Source organism: Stenotrophomonas sepilia (genome assembly GCF_003244875.1).
In the GTDB taxonomy this organism is placed as follows: domain Bacteria; phylum Pseudomonadota; class Gammaproteobacteria; order Xanthomonadales; family Xanthomonadaceae; genus Stenotrophomonas; species Stenotrophomonas sepilia.
Genome location: NZ_LXXZ01000102.1, coordinates 1 through 15143 on the forward strand (window position 1 = coordinate 1; position 15143 = coordinate 15143).

Genomic DNA, 15143 nt, shown 5'->3' on the forward strand with positions numbered 1-15143 from the left:
ACAAATCGTCAACATTCAGGTCCGCGCATTCCTCCTATCCCCCGCACCTGTCGGTGCGCCCTCCTTAACAAAGGGGGGCTTTTCTCCAGATGGATTCCGGTGGTTCTCATCCACGCGTGGCGTGGATCTACGGCAGTTCGCGGGGAACTGTCAGAGGCGGGGCGGTGTGGGGTGGCAGGACCGTTGGCGCCATGGATGGCGCCATCGAGCCCCCATGGATGGGTTTACGGCGTGTCCTGCCAGGCCACACCGCCCCGCCATCCACCGGGATGCAGCTGTTGCTGTTGCGGTTGCCGGCCAGCGGCCGGCACTACCGCGGGCGCCGGGCGGCAGCCCGGCTCAGACGCCGAATCGCTCGTCGTCCATCGCCATCAGCGGGGCGGCGCCGGACTGGATCGCGGCGGCGTGGCTGAGGGTGCGCGGCAGCACGCGGGCGAAGTAGAACCGCGCGGTCTCGCGCTTGCCTTGGGCGAAGGCGGCGCCGTGCGCGCTGGCATCGGCGGCGGCCACGCTGCGGGCCCACCAGTAGGCCAGCACCACGTAACCCGAATAGAACAGGTAGTCGTAGCTGGCCGCGCCCAGTTCGTCCGGATTGCCGGCCGCGCGCTGGAGCACATCCATCGTCAGCTTGCCCCATTCGGCGGCCTTGGCGCGCAGCGGGCCAATGAACTCGGCCAGCGCTTCGTTGCCCTCGTGTTCCTTGGCGAAGGCTTCGATCTCGGCCAGCATCAGCTTCAGGCCGGCGCCCTGGCTGGACGCGGTCTTGCGGCCGATCAGGTCCAGCGCCTGGATGCCGGTGGTGCCTTCATACAGCGTGGTGATTCGGGCATCGCGGGCCAGCTGTTCCATGCCGTGTTCGCGGATGTAGCCGTGGCCACCGAAGCACTGCAGGGCGTTGTAGGTGTTCTCGATGCCCCATTCGGTCTGGCAGGCCTTGGAGATCGGGGTCAGGAAGCTCACCAGGGTGTCGGCGCGCTCGCGCTCGGCCGCATCTTCGGCATGGTGGGCGACGTCGATCAGGGTTGCGGCGTGCAGCGCCAGCAGGCGGCTGCCTTCGACCAGCGACTTCACCGTCAGCAGCATGCGACGCACATCCGGGTGGACCAGGATCGGGTCGGCCGGCTTGTCAGGGAACCTGGCACCACTCAGGGCGCGCGACTGCAGGCGCTCACGGCTGTACTTCAACGCGTTCTGGTAGGCGCGCTCGGACAGGCCGATGCCCTGCAGGCCGACCCCCAGGCGCGCGGTGTTCATCATGGTGAACATCGCCTGCAGGCCCTTGTGCGGCTGGCCGACCAGGTAGCCCTGCGCGCCATCGAAGTTCATCACGCAGGTGACCGACCCCTTGATGCCCATCTTGTGCTCGATCGAGCCGCAGCGCAGTGCGTTGCGCTCGCCGACGTTGCCGTCGCGGTCGACCTTGAACTTCGGGGTGACGAACAGCGAGATGCCCTTGGCACCCGGGGGAGCGTCGGGCAGCTTGGCCAGCACCAGGTGCACGATGTTCCCGGTCAGGTCATGCTCGCCGGCGGTGATGAAGATCTTGGTGCCGGTGATCGAATAGCTCCCATCGGCGTTCGGCTCGGCCTTGGTCTTTAGCAGGCCGAGGTCGGTACCGCAGTGCGGTTCGGTCAGGCACATCGTGCCGGTCCAGCGGCCCTCGATCAGCGGCTTGAGGAAAGCCTCGTGCTGCCAGGCCTCGCCGTGCTGCTTCAATGCTTCGATCGCGCCGTGCGAGAGCAGCGGGAAGTTGCCCCACGCCAGGTTGGCGGCGTTGATCATTTCGTTCAGCGGCACGCCCAGGGTGTGCGGCAGGCCCTGGCCGCCCAGCTCCGGCGAGGCGGTCAGGCCGGTCCAGCCGCCATCGACGAACTGGTCGTAGGCCTGCTTGAAGCCGGGCGGGGTGGTCACTTCACCGGTGGCCTGGTCGAGCACGCAGCCGATCTCGTCGCCGACGCTGTTGAGCGGGGCCAGCACGGTGGCGCTGAAGCGGCCGGCTTCCTCCAGCACGGCATCGACCACGTCGGCGGTGGCGTCGGTGAAGCCCAGGCGGGCGAACAGGGGTTCGACCTTGAGCACGTCGTGCAGGGCGAAACGGAGGTCGGAAAGCGGGGCGGTGTAGCTGCTCATCGGTACGTCTCGATTTGATCAGGGCAGGGGAGAGCGGCGCCGGGCGCCGCCACGAAAGGCGGGTTCAGCGCAGCACGCCGGGCAGGCCGGGGGCCTGGTTGAGGGTGCTGCGGCTGCTGATGTCGAAGCTGCGCTGCTTCTTCTCCTGCGGCGTGGCCGCCACCGTTCCCTTCAGGCCATAGGCCAGGGTGCGGTTGCTGGCCAGCGCATCGGCCACCACCAGGCGCGCGGCCGAGCTGGGCACGAGGTCGACATTGATGACGTCGGCGGAGGTGCCGCCGATGGAGATTCCGGGCTTGGCCTGCAGGGTGCCGGCTTCGTTGTCGCCGACGGTCAGCGCCAGCGAGACGTCATCGAAGGTCATCGGCATCGAGCTGAAGTTCTGCAGGCGCAGGGCCACGGTCCAGTTGCCGTCGGCACGCACGGTCAGCTGCTGCAGGCTGGCCGCCGGTTCCGAAACACGCTTGACGATGCCGTTGTTGCAGGCAACAAGGGCGAGGGTGCACAGGACAATCAAGGCGATACGGAAACGGTGGAGCATGGGCGCAAGTCCTCTGGAGGGGTGCGTTTGAATAAGCATACTACGGCGTATGGTCGTTTGGATCGCCTGTGGCGACCCGTCGCAGAGGGTAGCGCGTGAAGATGGTGGCCGGGCGTGCGCGGCGCCGCGGTTGCGACGCGGTTCAATCGGCGGGCGTATCGCGAAGCGGGGCCATCAGGCGCAGCGGGCGCAGGTCGTAGCCCATGGCCTCGGCTTTTTCTTTCAGCGCTTCGAAGCGTGCGCGATCCATTTCCGGCAGGCGCGAGAGGATCCACAGGTACTTCCGGTCCGGTTCACCGACCAGCGCCCACTGATAGTCCGGATCCAGCGCCAGCACCCAGTAGTCGGCCCAGACCAGCGGGACCCAGCTCAGCCAGTCCGGCGCGAAGCGCACTTGCAACTGGCCGGGATGGCCGGCCACCGCGCGAGCCACGCCTTCGGCGACCACGCGCTCACCGTCGCCGTTGCGGCAGGCGTTGGTGACACTGATGCGGCCATCGCTGCGCAGTCCGTAGTTGGCGGTGATCTCGCCCACGCACTGCTTCTGGAACGAGACCGGAAGATGCGCAATCTCGTGCCACTGGCCGGCGTAGCGATCGATGTCCAGGCGCTCGACCGCGCGCACAGGTTCAGTGGCGATCACCGGGAAAGCGGCCAGCAGCAGGAAGGCGAACAGGGCGGGGCGCAGAGGCATCGTCAGGCTCCAGGCAGGAGTCTGGAGCGTAGGTGCCGCCGCGCATGCCGGTGTAAATGTTTCGTCAACCGGGCGTGTGCGCAGGCGCCGCATCCGCCATTCGTGCAGTGCGCGAAGCACGGACAAAAAAAAGACCTGCATCTCTGCAGGTCTCGAAAGATGGTGGCCGAAGACGGAATCGAACCGCCGACACGGGGATTTTCAATCCCCTGCTCTACCAACTGAGCTACTCGGCCAAACTGTGTGGCAATCACGATCAACTGCGATTCCCGAAAAAAAGACCTGCATTTCTGCAGGCTGTCGAACGTGGTGGCCGAGGACGGAATCGAACCGCCGACACGGGGATTTTCAATCCCCTGCTCTACCAACTGAGCTACTCGGCCACGTAGTTCATTGCAGCGAGGTCGCTGCCAAGGACGCGCATATTACGGAGGTCAGCCGCCTACGGCAAGCATTTTGGCAAAAAACCTTCACATTGCCGTCTGCGCAGGCGCAAGTACTTGATCCGCCGTCGCGGAGCGGGGGGCGCGCTGGATGCCGATTCAACCGGGCGCGGCGGCGCGGTGATCATCGCGTGCGGCGGAATTCAGCGGGCCACGGTGATCGACAAACGCGGCGTGGCGCGGCCTGCGCGTGGACGGCACCGATACCGGACATGGAACGCTGTTTTCGTGACCGCCATGGGGGAACGCTGCGGCGTAGTGTCGGCGTTCCTTTCCTGATGCTGGCAACAGCAGAGACCGTCGTCATGTCCGACTCATCGACCACCACCCGCATCGTGCTGGCGTCGCGTCCGCAGGGGGCGCCCGCCGCAGCCAATTTCCGCCTGGAGCAGGCCGCGCTGCCGCCCTTGGGCGACGGCGAGGTGCTGCTGCGCAATCGCTATCTCTCACTGGACCCGTACATGCGTGGACGCATGGATGAGGGACCGTCGTATGCCGCGCCGGTGGCAGTGGGGGCTGTGATGGAAGGCCAGACCGTGGCCGAGGTGGTGCAATCCAGGGCTGAGGGGGTCGCAGTGGGCGAACGGGTGCTGGCGCCGGGCGGGTGGCAGACCCACGCCGTGCTGCCAGCCAAGGCGCTGGGCCGCCGCCTGGACCCGGCCGGGCTGCCGTTGAGTACGGCGCTGGGGGTGTATGGCATGCCGGGCTTCACCGCCTATTCCAGCCTTCATGAAATCGCCCGCCTGCAGCCGGGAGAGACGCTGGTGGTGGCCGCCGCAACGGGGCCGGTCGGCGCGACCGTGGCGCAGTTGGCCAAGCTGCAGGGCGCGCGCGTAGTGGCCATCGCCGGTGGCGAGGCCAAGCGTGCCTATCTGCGAACGCTGGGCGTGGATGTGGCGCTGGATCATCGCGCGGCTGATTTTGCCGAGCAGCTGCGCGCGGCGGTACCTGCGGGTATCGACGTGTACTTCGAGAACGTCGGGGGCCATGTACTGGACGCGGTGCTGCCGTTGCTCAACGACTTCGCCCGCATTCCGGTGTGCGGCACCATCGCCACCTACAACAATCGTGGTGTCGCGCAGCCTGGCCCGGACCGCCTGCCGGCGCTGTTCAGCCAGATCCTGCGCCAGCGCCTGACCGTGCGCGGTTTCATCGTGCACGACTTCAAGCACCTGTGGCCGGACTTCGAGCGCGAGATGGCGCAGTGGCTGCGTGAGGGCCGCATCCAGTACCGCGAGGATGTAGTGGAAGGGCTGGAAAATGCACCGGAGGCGTTCTTCGGGCTGCTGCTGGGGCACAACTTCGGCAAGCTGGTGGTGAAGCTGGACTGAGGGCTTGGCCGGTGCCGGACAAGGTCGGCGGCTTGCGGGTCGCGTCAGCCGTTGGCGACCTTTTCCCGGCGCAGCAGTTCGCGCTTGCGTGCCACGCCCCAGGCATAGCCGGACAGGTCGCCGTCGCGGCGCACCACCCGGTGGCAGGGCACCGCCACAGCCAGCGGATTGCTTGCGCAGGCGCGTGCCACCGCGCGGCTCGATCGCGGCGCGCCGATACGCGCGGCGATCTCCGCATATGAGGCCGTCTGTCCACGCGGAATCTGCTGCAGCGCCTGCCATACACGTTGCTGGAACGCCGTGCCGCGGATGTCCAGCGGCAGCGTGGCGCCTCGCGAGGGATCCTCGACCAGGCCCACCACCTGTGCCACCAGTTGCTCATAGCCGCTGTCGGCCCCGACCAGTTCGGCCTGGCGGAAGCGCTGCTGCAGTGACTGCAGCAGCGCTTCCGGATCGTCGCCGAGCAGGATCGCGACGACGCCGGTGGCACTGCTGGCCACCAGCACGCTGCCCAACGAACTTTCGGCAAGCGCGAAGTGGATGACTTCGCCGCGACCACCGGCACGCCATTGCTTCGGCGTCATGCCCAGCAGCTTCGGCGCGTTCTCGTAGAAGCGTCCGCTGGAGCCGAAGCCGGCATCGTGGAAGGCGTCGGTGATGCGTTCCTTCTGCTGAAGTCCGCTGCGCAGGCGATCGGCGCGCAGCGCTGCAGCGTACTGCTTCGGGGTCAACCCGGTGGCCTGCTTGAACAGGCGATGCAGCCGGGTCGGGCTGCAGCCAGCGATGGCGGCCAACGCCTGCAGCGAGGGCTCGTCGAGGCTGGCCTGCAGATGGCGGCAGACCCGTTCGACACGGGCATCGGGAGCGGTGGTGGCGGCGCTTTCCATGGATGGATTCTGGCACGTGCCGGTTCTACGGAAACTCCGTTTCCTGCACCGGGTCGGGAGGCCCGGAAACGGAGTGTCGGCAGGCGAGAGGCGCGGCATCGTGGTGGCCACTCCACAACCGGTACCACCCTCATGCGCCTGAACAACAAGATCGCCCTCATCACCGGTGCCAGTGCTGGCATCGGCCGCGCCAGCGCGCTGCGCTTTGCTGCCGAAGGGGCAAAGCTGGTGCTCAATGCACGACGCCCACAGCCGCTGCTGGTGCTGGCCGAGCAGATCCGCGCCGCCGGTGGCGAGGTGGTGGTGCATGCCGCGGACGTGGCTGATCCGGCCACGGCACCGGCGCTGGTGGAACTGGCCCAGCAGTCATTCGGTGGGTTGGACATCGCGCTCAACAATGCCGGCATGCTCGGCCCCGGTGCACCGGCAGCAGAGTTCCCGGTGGATGCGTGGCGCGAGGTGATGGCCACCAATCTCGATGCCGCCTTCCACGCCGCACGCGCCCAGTTGCCGGCGTTGCTGGCACGCGGCGGTGGCTCGCTGGTGTTTGTCGGCACCTTCGTCGGCCACACCGTCGGCTTCCCGGGCATGGCGGCCTATGCGTCGAGCAAGGCCGGCTTGATAGGCCTGAGCCAGGTGATTGCCGCCGAATACGGCGCGCGCGGCGTGCGCAGCAACGTGCTGTTGCCCGGTGGCACCGATACCGAAATGGGCCGGCAGGCCGCACCGACCGGCGATGCCCGCGACTTCGTGCGCTCGCTGCATGCACTCAAGCGCATGGCCGAGCCGGAAGAGATCGCCAATGCGGCGTTGTTCCTGGCCAGCGATGAAAGCAGCTTCGTTACCGGTACCGCAATGCGCGTTGAAGGAGGCGTGTCGATCACCCGAACCTGAGCGCCGTCACGCGCGAGGCGAGTAGCGGATGCCGCTGCTGGCCATGAATCCCTTCGGGTCGAACCGGGCCCAGGCCTCGCCCCAGCTGAAGCGGGCGTGGCCGCCTGCCAGTTTGCGCCCCAGTGCCGTGGCCAAGGTGCGCCGCATGAAAGCGACTTCGGCATTGATCGCGGCCTGGGTCGGCCAGCCGTCTTCCAGTGTTGCACCGGGCAGATCGACGCTCATTGTCACCATGTCGAGCCGTTGCCCGTGGAAGCCCAGGCTGATGCCAGCGGGCGCACCGCCCAGGCTGAGCCGGTGCAGGCTGAGCCAGTGATAGCCGGTGCCGACATCGCGCTCCCCTCGCACCAGAGGGGCAAAGGCGACGCGCGCTTCGTCCAGTGACAGGGTGGGGCCGATCAATGCGGGCAGGTTGCCGAGCTGGATCCTGCCGTCGGTCGCATTGAGGAGCATCGGCAACGCGTGAGCTGCGTGCTGGGCAGGGGAGGGCATGGAACACAGGTGAGCGTGGTGCCCCGGATTCTGGCCGCGTGGGGCGCTGGCGGCAAGCCGCTTCCTGCACACGATGTTGGCATGGGACTGACCCGCGGCTCACCCGGCAACCTCTAGCGTGGTGGCAACGTTGGCCTGCTGCCGGCGAGGGAGTTTTCGATGAACGAGCAAAGCAGGGATCAGGACCCGAAGCAGGGTATCCAGGAAAGCCGCCAGGACAGGAAGCAGGACGATGTGGCCAAGCAGCGGCCGGGGCAGCGCGATCAACAGGTGCGCGATGCGCACTCGCGCGGCCCGCAACGCAAGGATGGTGACCAGGAGCCGGCCTGAGCCGGAGGCGCTTAAAAGAAAAAACCCGCAGATCATGGTGATCTGCGGGTTCTCCTGAAGAGTGGTGGAGCCAAGGAGGATCGAACTCCTGACCTCGTCATTGCGAACGACGCGCTCTCCCAGCTGAGCTATGGCCCCACGGCAGGCTTTCAGTGTAGCGCCGCCCGCCGCGCTTGCCAAGCGCCCGGCCGGGACGGGGCGGGGACGGGATCCACCGCCGTCCCGGACCGTTTCAGGCCAGGGCCTGCCGCAGCAGGGCGAATTCGACAGAGACCAGGCGTTGCGCAAGGCAATGCCGGGGGCGGCAGCAATGAGCAGTCGTTCCGCGAAGCCGCGGCGCCGTAGAAGTAAAGGCGAGAGTTGGTTTCGCAGCGCGCACGCGGGCGACTTGCGAGGGTCGATGTCGCGCTGACCCGGCTGCCAGGAGCTTCGGGATCAGATCCGTTTTCCTTGGGAGAACGGAGCTGACCCCAAGGTGGTGCCGGCGGACTGTGCCGAAACCGCTTGTTTCGCCGGGTTCGGGTGCCGCGCAACGAAATCGTAACAATTTGGGGGATAATGGCCGCTTGCGCAGTTTCCCCCCTTTTTGCCGCCCGGCTCGCGCAGGCCGCACGGACGCCTCCTCAGAGCATTCCATGCCCTCCCATTCCGATTCCCGCCGCCTGTCGGGTCTGTCGTCTTCCTTCGTTTCCTTCCGCCGCCATCCGCTGGCCCTGGCCTGTGCCGGCCTGGCCCTGGTCGGCAGCTTCGGTGCCGCCGCGCAGGACAGCGCGCCGACCCCGACCGGCCTGGACACGATCACCGTGACCGCCGAACACCGTGAGCAGAACCTGCAGGAAGTGCCGGTTTCGGTGGGGGTGGTGCAGGGCGAGCGCATGCGCGACTTCACCGCCGGCGGCGACGACACCCTGCTGGCACTGTCCGGCCGCGTGCCGAGCCTGTATGCGGAAACCACCACCGGCCGCATCTTCCCGCGCTTCTATATCCGTGGCCTGGGCAATATCGACTTCTATCTGGGTGCCTCGCAGCCGGTGTCGATCATCCAGGACGATGTGGTGCTGGAGCACGTGGTGCTGAAGTCCAACCCGGTCTATGACGTGGACCAGGTGGAAGTGCTGCGCGGCCCGCAGGGCTCGCTGTTCGGCCGCAACACCACCGCCGGCATCGTCAAGTTCGACACCCTGAAGCCGACCCAGGACTACACCGGTCGGGTCAACGCCAGCTACGCGACCTACAACAGCGTGTCGATCGACGGCGGCTTCGGCGGCCCGATCAACGACATCGCTTCGTTCCGCGTGTCGGCGCTGTACCAGCACCGCGATGACTACGTCGACAACACCTACAAGGGCCCGAGTGCCGACGGCACGGTCAGCCCGAAGAAGAACGCGATGGGCGGCTTCGATGACCGCAACGTACGCGCGCAGCTGCTGCTGACCCCGAGCGACCAGTTCTCGATCCTGGCCTCGGCCCACGCCCGTGACTACGAAGGCACCTCGACCCTGTTCCTGCGCGGTGCGCTGACCAAGGGCTCGAACAAGACCGACGTGCCGCGCGACCAGGTCGCCTACGACGAAGCCGACAACAACCCGCAGGCCTACAAGACCTACGGCGGCTCGGTGAAGGCGCGCTACGACTTCGGCGCGATCGACTTCACCTCGATCACCGCCTACGAGACCACCTCCGGTTACAGCCGTGGCGACACCGACGGCGGCGCTGCGGTGAACTTCCCGGTGAACGGCGTACCGAACGGCTACGGCCAGTCGATGGGCCGCATCCGTGACCTGGACCAGTGGACCCAGGAATTCCGCCTGGCCAGCCATGACGACAGCGCGCTGCAGTGGCAGGCCGGTGCCTTCTACTTCAACGGCAGCGACACCACCGACTTCTACCAGCGCGCCTGGTTCCTGCAGGGCGCGGCCCGCAACCCGAACAACTGGGTGCGCCTGCGCAACAAGAACACCTCGTGGGCCGGTTTCGGCCAGCTGAGCTATGCCTTCACCGACAAGTTCACCGTCACGGCCGGCCTGCGCCAGACCCGGGACGAGAAGCACACCCGCCTGCTGAAGACGGCTGACACTGCCGCTGGCGTGGTCACCTACAAGGGCCGCACCGACGTCAAGATGTCCGACACCACTCCGAGCTGGGATCTGAGCGCGATGTATCAGATCACGCCGGACGTGAGCGTCTATGCCAAGGTCGCCCGCGGCTTCCGCGGCCCGACCATCCAGGGCCGCTCGGCCGTGTTCAATGCCGACTTCACCACCGCCGATTCCGAGACCATCCTGTCCTGGGAAGCGGGCGTGAAGAGCAGCCTGTGGGACAACCGCCTGCGCTTGAACGCCACCGCGTTCACCTACACCGTCAACGACATCCAGCTCAACGGCAACGATTCGGACGGCAACGGCGTGCTGTTCAACGCCGACAAGGCCAAGGCCTATGGTTTCGAAGCGGACATGGAGCTGCGCCCGATCCCGAACCTGACCCTGAGCGCCGGCCTGAGCCTGCTGCACAGCGAGATCAGGGACAAGCGCGTCTACGCGCAGGTCTGCGGCCTCAACGGCCAGGTGGTGTGCACGGTGAATGACCCGACCATCAAGGTCGGTGCCAACACCTTCGCGCAGATCGACGGCAACCCGCTGCCGAACGCGCCGAAGTACAACGTCAACCTGGCCGCCCGTTACGACTTCCCGGTCAGCGACGCCGGCACCATGTTCGTGTCCACCGACTGGAACAAGCAGGGCTACACCAGCTTCGTGCTGTACGACAGCAAGGAGTTCAACTCCAAGGGTGATTTCGAAGGCGGCCTGAAGATCGGCTACTCGGGCAACTACGGTGCCTACGAAGTGGCGCTGTTCGCGCGCAACATCACCAACGAGAAGAACCTCAAGGGTGTGATCGAGAACTACATGGCTGCGGTCTACAACGAACCGCGCACCGTCGGTGTCTCGCTGAACATGAACTGGTAAGGCGTTGCCACGGTGGCTGGACTTCCCGCCATCGCACTGCTGGAATGCAAAGGGCGGCCCGGTGATCCGGGTCGCCCTTTTTCATGGCCTTCCACGGTAGCCGGACCGCAATCCGGCGCCGTGCTCGGCGCTTCAACGTGCCGGCAGCAGCGCCTGCAGCCGCGACTCCAGCTCCTGCTGGCGCCAGCCGGCCAGTGCGGCCGGCCATTGGCGGCGCTCCAGGTAGCTTTCCAGATGCTTGCGCGAGGCCAGCACGCCATCCGGCAGGCCCAGCTCGCGGCTGCGCTCGGCAACGGCGTCCTGCAGCCTCTTCAGTGCCTGCTTGTTGGTGTCGTTGGCGGGCAATGCCAGCGGTGCCTCGGCCTCATCGGCCAGCGGCGTGTCCAGCGCCTGCCACACCGCGCCGGCGAGCTTGCGCGGTGCCTTCGGGAACTGTTCAAACAGCGTGGCCAGCGCGGCGGCATCGGCCGGTGGCGTGCGTGCCAGCGTGGCGGCCAGTTCGTTGTCCAGGATCCAGCTGCGCGGGCGGTCGCTGCTGCGTGCCTGCACATCACGCCAGCGCAGCAGGCGCAGCAGGCGGCGCTGCGCGGAAGCATCGAGAAACTGCGCTGAGCGCATCGCCAGATGCGGCCAGCGGTCCTCGTCATTGGCGACGCTGGCCAGCAGGCGCTCGCCGTCGTCGTGCAGCCACTGCTGGCGGCCCAGCGCCTGCAGCTTGGCATCAATCGCGTCATGCAGCGCGAACAGATGCTCGACGTCGTCGGCGGCGTATTGCAGTTGCGACTCCGAGAGCGGACGGCGCATCCAGTCCGAGCGCGTTTCGCCCTTGGCCAGCGCCACGCCGGTGATTTCCGCGACCAGCTTCTGGTAGCCCATGCCGCCACCAATGCCGGCCAGCGAGGCGCCGATCTGTGTGTCGAACAGCGGTCGCGGCAACACGCCGCAGGTCCACTTGAAGGCAACCAGGTCTTCGCTGGCGCTGTGCATCACCTTGGTGATCGATTCATCGGCCAGCCAGGGCGCCAGTGCCTCGGTCATGCCGGGAATCAGCGGATCGATCAGCAGGATGTCCTGCCCGACCGCCATCTGCACCAGAGCCAACTGCGGCCAGAACGTGCGTTCACGGATGAATTCGGTGTCCAGGCCGATGCGGGCCGGACGCTGCTGGAAGTACGCATCCAGCTCGGCGGGGGTGGTGATCCAGGTTGCCACGGGTCAGGGCCTACTACTCGGGTTTGCTCAGGCAGGGGAGAATAGCCTAACGTCGGTCCGCGTCCGTGCCGAAGGAGATCCTGCTTGCGTTTTCCGCTGTCGTCCGTGCTGTGCACCGCTCTGGCCGTGGCCCTGGCCGGTTGCACACCGTCGCCCTCGGCGACACCGGAGCCGGGGCCGGCTGCCGGCGAAGACGCGCGGCCGCAGGAAGGTTCACTGGCGGAGCCGACACCGGGGGCCGGGCAGGGCAGCGTCACCATTGCCGGTGAGGATGCCACCGAGGACGTGCAGCGGTGGACACCGCCACGGGTCGACCGGCAGGGCCGCAGCGTCGCCCAGCTGCGTCGCGCAGCCGAAAAGGCGTTCAGCGAAGGGCACCTGTACGAGGACGCCGACGCGGCGGTTCCGCTGTGGCTGGCGGTACAGGAGGAAGACCCGGATGACCGCCTGGCCCGCAGCGGCCTGCAGCGTTCTCGCCAGCGCCTGCAGCAGCAGGCCGATGCCCTGCTGGTTCGGCCACTGCGGCAGCGCGAGGCGCTGGCCGAGGCGAGTCGCCAGGCGCTGGTGCTGCTGACCCTGGCGCCGAAGGATGAGAAGGTGCGCGCGCTGCAGGGCCGGGTGGAGCTCGCCCAGCGCGTGGTGGCCTATAACCGTGCTGGCGAGGAAGACCTGCGGTCGGGGCGGATCGGTGAGGACGGTGACGGTGCGATCGGCAACTTCCGTGAAGCGCTGGCTCTGGACGAACACAACAGCCGGGCGCGGCAGGGCCTGGCGGCGGCCGAAAGTGGCCTGATCCGCCGGGCCGAGGACGCCGCGCGCGTACGCGACTTTGCCAGTGCGGGCACCTGGCTGGCCGAAGCCAGCAAGGTCCGTGACTCGTCACCGACCATTGCCGATGCCTTTGAGCGCATCGAGCAGATCCGCGCCGCCGCGCTGCTGCAGCTGCGTGATGAGGGCCTGCGCGAGCTGGCGACGCCGCAGGGGCTGAAGCCGGCGCGCGAAAAGCTGGCCGAGGCCCTGCGCATCGCCTTGCCGGGGGATGCGGTGGTGGCCCAGCTGCGCGAGCGCATCGATCTGGCCACCCATTACGGCAGCTTCCGCCCGGGCCAGGTGTTCAGCGACGCGATGCGTGATGGTGGGCGCGGTCCGCAGATGGTGGTGGTGCCGCATGGCGGCTTCCAGATGGGCGCGGGTGATGCCGAGCCCGGTTCCACCGACGCCGAGCGCCCCTCCCATTACGTTCGCTTTGACCGCGGCTTCGCGATGGCGATCACCGAGGTTACCGTCGGCGATTTCGAGCGCTATGTGAGGTCGACCAATGCACGACCACGTGCGACCCGGCGCGGCCACTCGGTGGTCTATGACGAGCGCAGCGGCAATTTCATCCGCCGCAGCGGCGTCGACTGGCGTTCGGATTACGATGGCGCGCGCGCACTGGGCAACTCGCCGGTGATGCATGTCAGCGTGCGGGATGCCGAGAACTACGCGGCATGGCTGTCCGAGCAGACCGGACGCAGCTACCGGCTGCCGAGCGAGGCCGAATTCGAATATGCGCTGCGCGCCGGGAACAGTGGCCGCTACCCCTGGGGAGACGCCGGTACGCCGCCGCCGGGCAGCGGCAACTTCACCGGCAGCAAGGACGTCTCGCCTTCGGGTCGGCACTGGCACAACGCTTTCATCGGCTATGGCGATGGCTGGTGGGGACCGGCGCCGGTGGCCAGTTTCCAGGCCAATGCTTTCGGCCTGCACGACATGGCCGGGAATCTGAGCGAATGGGTGGCCGACTGCTGGCACGCCAGCTACCGGCGTGCGCCGTCCGACGGTGTCGCCTGGTTCAACCCGGGCTGCCGGTCACGGGTGATCCGGGGCGGCAATTGGGCCAATGCGCCCGAGCAGACTCGTGCGGCCTGGCGGCAATCGCAGGATTCGGACACCACCAATGCGCGCATCGGCTTCCGTCTGGTGCGCGGCATCTGAGCGGCATCGGGCTTCACCCGCTGCTGGCGTCCGCGCACTAAGATTGCGCCGTGCCCGCCAGCCGGCGGGGTCTGCTGGAAGACCACCGATGCGCAACGATCCCTTTTCCCGCTCGCCCCAAGGCCCGCAGCGACGCGGCCTGTTCGGCAACATCCGCTGGTGGGTGCTGCTGCTGGCGGCGGGCTATGCGGTGTTCTACTGGTTCTCCAATCGCACCGTCGATCCCTACACCGGCGAGAAGGTGATGATCGACAGCAGCCTGGATGCGCGCCAGGAGACCGCGCTCGGTCTGCAGGCCTACCAGCAGATCCTCGCGCAGGAACGGCCGATGGATCCGAATGCGCCGATCGCGCGCGATGTGCGCGACATCGCGCAGCGCCTGATCGCCAAGGTGGATGTGGTGGAGACCGCGCTGGCACAGGAGCACGGCGTGCAGCCGGCGCATTTCGCGCGGGATTTCCAGTGGGAAGTGAATGTGATCCCGTCCGAGCAGGCCAATGCGTTCTGCCTGCCGGGCGGCAAGATGGCGGTCTACACCGGCCTGGTGCCGGTGGCGCGTACGCGTGATGCGATGGCGGTGGTGATGGGCCATGAGATCGCCCACGCGCTGCTGCGCCATGGTGCGCAGCGGATGGCGCAGCAGAAGCTGACCCAGATCGGGCAGATGGCCGGTGCCGCCAGCGGCATGGATGCGCAGCAGCAACAGATGATGATGTCGGCGATGGGCTACGGCTATCTGCTGCCCTATGCGCGCAGCCACGAGACGCAGGCCGATGAAGTGGGGCTGATGCTGGCCGCGGCGGCGTGCTTCGATCCCCGCGAGGCGGTGCCGCTGTGGCAGCGCATGGGCCAGGCCAGTGGCGGCCAGGCGCCGCCGGAGTTCGCTTCCACCCACCCGAATCCGGGCACCCGCATCCAGAACCTGCAGGCACTGATGCCGAAGGCGCTCGAGTACCGGCAGAAGTTCTGCGAGCAGGCAAAGTAGGGGGTTGTTCGTCAGGGCTGCGCCCTGCACCTGCCGAAGCCAGAGCAACAGCAACAGCAACAGCAACAGCCGAAGCAAAAGCTGGCTATCCGTGGGATGGCGGGGTGGGTCCGGTGGCGGGAGACGCCGTAAACCCGTCCATGGGGGCTTGGCCGCGGCATCCATGCCGCGGGCACCCCCCCCACCCGACCCCCCCCCCCCTCGCACGATTTCTGCGCCCTGCCCGGAGGGCGCCTTGGGGTAGATACGCTTTTTCGCAGG

General features: G+C 67.4%; 12 protein-coding genes and 3 tRNA genes. 6 read left to right on the forward strand and 9 right to left on the reverse strand.

What is annotated here, in order from left to right; genetic code table 11:
* Window positions 1–339: 339 nt before the first annotated feature.
* The 5 genes from A7X97_RS20515 to A7X97_RS20535 form a co-directional block, all read right to left on the reverse strand.
* The gene (locus A7X97_RS20515) at window positions 340–2130 is read right to left on the reverse strand and encodes an acyl-CoA dehydrogenase C-terminal domain-containing protein (RefSeq protein WP_061478075.1); all 1791 of its coding nucleotides are present in this window, start codon (window positions 2128–2130) and stop codon (window positions 340–342) included.
* Between the two features lie 64 nt (window positions 2131–2194).
* Window positions 2195–2671, reverse strand: coding sequence for an LEA/WHy family protein (locus A7X97_RS20520; protein ID WP_072169136.1), 477 nt, complete (start codon window positions 2669–2671; stop codon window positions 2195–2197).
* A gap of 142 nt (window positions 2672–2813) precedes the next feature.
* Window positions 2814–3365 carry a lipocalin family protein gene (locus A7X97_RS20525; protein ID WP_111008382.1) on the reverse strand — a complete coding sequence of 184 codons (552 nt, stop codon included), beginning with the start codon at window positions 3363–3365 and terminating at the stop codon, window positions 2814–2816.
* A 160-nt stretch (window positions 3366–3525) separates the two neighbouring features.
* Window positions 3526–3601: transfer RNA gene (locus A7X97_RS20530), tRNA-Phe, on the reverse strand.
* 71 nt (window positions 3602–3672) lie between these two features.
* Window positions 3673–3748: transfer RNA gene (locus A7X97_RS20535), tRNA-Phe, on the reverse strand.
* Window positions 3749–4113: 365 nt separating this feature from the next.
* On the opposite strand from A7X97_RS20535, the gene A7X97_RS20540 reads away from it, so the two are divergent.
* Window positions 4114–5139 (forward strand): NADP-dependent oxidoreductase, encoded by a 1026-nt coding sequence (locus A7X97_RS20540; RefSeq protein WP_072169137.1) that lies wholly within the window; start codon window positions 4114–4116, stop codon window positions 5137–5139.
* A 44-nt stretch (window positions 5140–5183) separates the two neighbouring features.
* Here A7X97_RS20540 and A7X97_RS20545 read toward each other — a convergent pair whose 3' ends face one another.
* A complete protein-coding gene (locus A7X97_RS20545; RefSeq protein WP_072169138.1) occupies window positions 5184–6026 on the reverse strand; it encodes a bifunctional transcriptional activator/DNA repair enzyme AdaA in 843 nt (280 codons plus the stop codon).
* 132 nt (window positions 6027–6158) lie between these two features.
* Here A7X97_RS20545 and A7X97_RS20550 point away from each other — a divergent pair, with 132 nt between their 5' ends.
* Entirely contained in the window at window positions 6159–6920 is a 762-nt protein-coding gene (locus A7X97_RS20550; RefSeq protein ID WP_072169139.1) for an SDR family oxidoreductase, read from the forward strand.
* 6 nt (window positions 6921–6926) lie between these two features.
* Here A7X97_RS20550 and A7X97_RS20555 read toward each other — a convergent pair whose 3' ends face one another.
* A complete protein-coding gene (locus tag A7X97_RS20555; RefSeq protein WP_111008383.1) occupies window positions 6927–7412 on the reverse strand; it encodes a hypothetical protein in 486 nt (161 codons plus the stop codon).
* Window positions 7413–7571: 159 nt separating this feature from the next.
* Between A7X97_RS20555 and A7X97_RS21980 the strand changes: the two genes are divergently transcribed.
* On the forward strand, window positions 7572–7742 hold the full coding sequence (locus tag A7X97_RS21980; RefSeq protein ID WP_162838143.1) for a hypothetical protein: 171 nt from the start codon (window positions 7572–7574) through the stop codon (window positions 7740–7742).
* A gap of 62 nt (window positions 7743–7804) precedes the next feature.
* On the opposite strand, the gene A7X97_RS20560 is transcribed toward A7X97_RS21980, so the two are convergent.
* A tRNA-Ala gene (locus tag A7X97_RS20560) sits at window positions 7805–7880 on the reverse strand.
* A 497-nt stretch (window positions 7881–8377) separates the two neighbouring features.
* On the opposite strand from A7X97_RS20560, the gene A7X97_RS20565 reads away from it, so the two are divergent.
* A complete protein-coding gene (locus A7X97_RS20565; protein WP_088496275.1) occupies window positions 8378–10708 on the forward strand; it encodes a TonB-dependent receptor in 2331 nt (776 codons plus the stop codon).
* 132 nt (window positions 10709–10840) lie between these two features.
* Here A7X97_RS20565 and rnd read toward each other — a convergent pair whose 3' ends face one another.
* On the reverse strand, window positions 10841–11920 hold the full coding sequence (rnd, locus tag A7X97_RS20570) for a ribonuclease D (RefSeq protein ID WP_111008384.1): 1080 nt from the start codon (window positions 11918–11920) through the stop codon (window positions 10841–10843).
* Window positions 11921–12004: 84 nt separating this feature from the next.
* Here rnd and A7X97_RS20575 point away from each other — a divergent pair, with 84 nt between their 5' ends.
* Entirely contained in the window at window positions 12005–13897 is a 1893-nt protein-coding gene (locus A7X97_RS20575; RefSeq protein WP_111008385.1) for a formylglycine-generating enzyme family protein, read from the forward strand.
* A gap of 88 nt (window positions 13898–13985) precedes the next feature.
* Window positions 13986–14882, forward strand: coding sequence for a M48 family metallopeptidase (locus A7X97_RS20580; protein ID WP_065186028.1), 897 nt, complete (start codon window positions 13986–13988; stop codon window positions 14880–14882).
* The last annotated feature ends 261 nt before the right edge of the window (window positions 14883–15143 follow it).

What these genes read in the sequence shown, in the direction of transcription:
- A7X97_RS20580 (WP_065186028.1), top strand. Translation starts at nt 13,986, where the DNA reads ATGCGCAACGATCCCTTTTCCCGCTCGCCCCAAGGCCCGCAGCGACGC.
- A7X97_RS20565 (WP_088496275.1), top strand. Translation starts at nt 8,378, where the DNA reads ATGCCCTCCCATTCCGATTCCCGCCGCCTGTCGGGTCTGTCGTCTTCC.
- A7X97_RS20525 (WP_111008382.1), bottom strand. Translation starts at nt 3,365, where the DNA reads ATGCCTCTGCGCCCCGCCCTGTTCGCCTTCCTGCTGCTGGCCGCTTTC.
- A7X97_RS20515 (WP_061478075.1), bottom strand. Translation starts at nt 2,130, where the DNA reads ATGAGCAGCTACACCGCCCCGCTTTCCGACCTCCGTTTCGCCCTGCAC.
- A7X97_RS20545 (WP_072169138.1), bottom strand. Translation starts at nt 6,026, where the DNA reads ATGGAAAGCGCCGCCACCACCGCTCCCGATGCCCGTGTCGAACGGGTC.
- A7X97_RS20555 (WP_111008383.1), bottom strand. Translation starts at nt 7,412, where the DNA reads ATGCCCTCCCCTGCCCAGCACGCAGCTCACGCGTTGCCGATGCTCCTC.
- A7X97_RS20540 (WP_072169137.1), top strand. Translation starts at nt 4,114, where the DNA reads ATGTCCGACTCATCGACCACCACCCGCATCGTGCTGGCGTCGCGTCCG.
- A7X97_RS20520 (WP_072169136.1), bottom strand. Translation starts at nt 2,671, where the DNA reads ATGCTCCACCGTTTCCGTATCGCCTTGATTGTCCTGTGCACCCTCGCC.
- A7X97_RS21980 (WP_162838143.1), top strand. Translation starts at nt 7,572, where the DNA reads ATGAACGAGCAAAGCAGGGATCAGGACCCGAAGCAGGGTATCCAGGAA.
- A7X97_RS20550 (WP_072169139.1), top strand. Translation starts at nt 6,159, where the DNA reads ATGCGCCTGAACAACAAGATCGCCCTCATCACCGGTGCCAGTGCTGGC.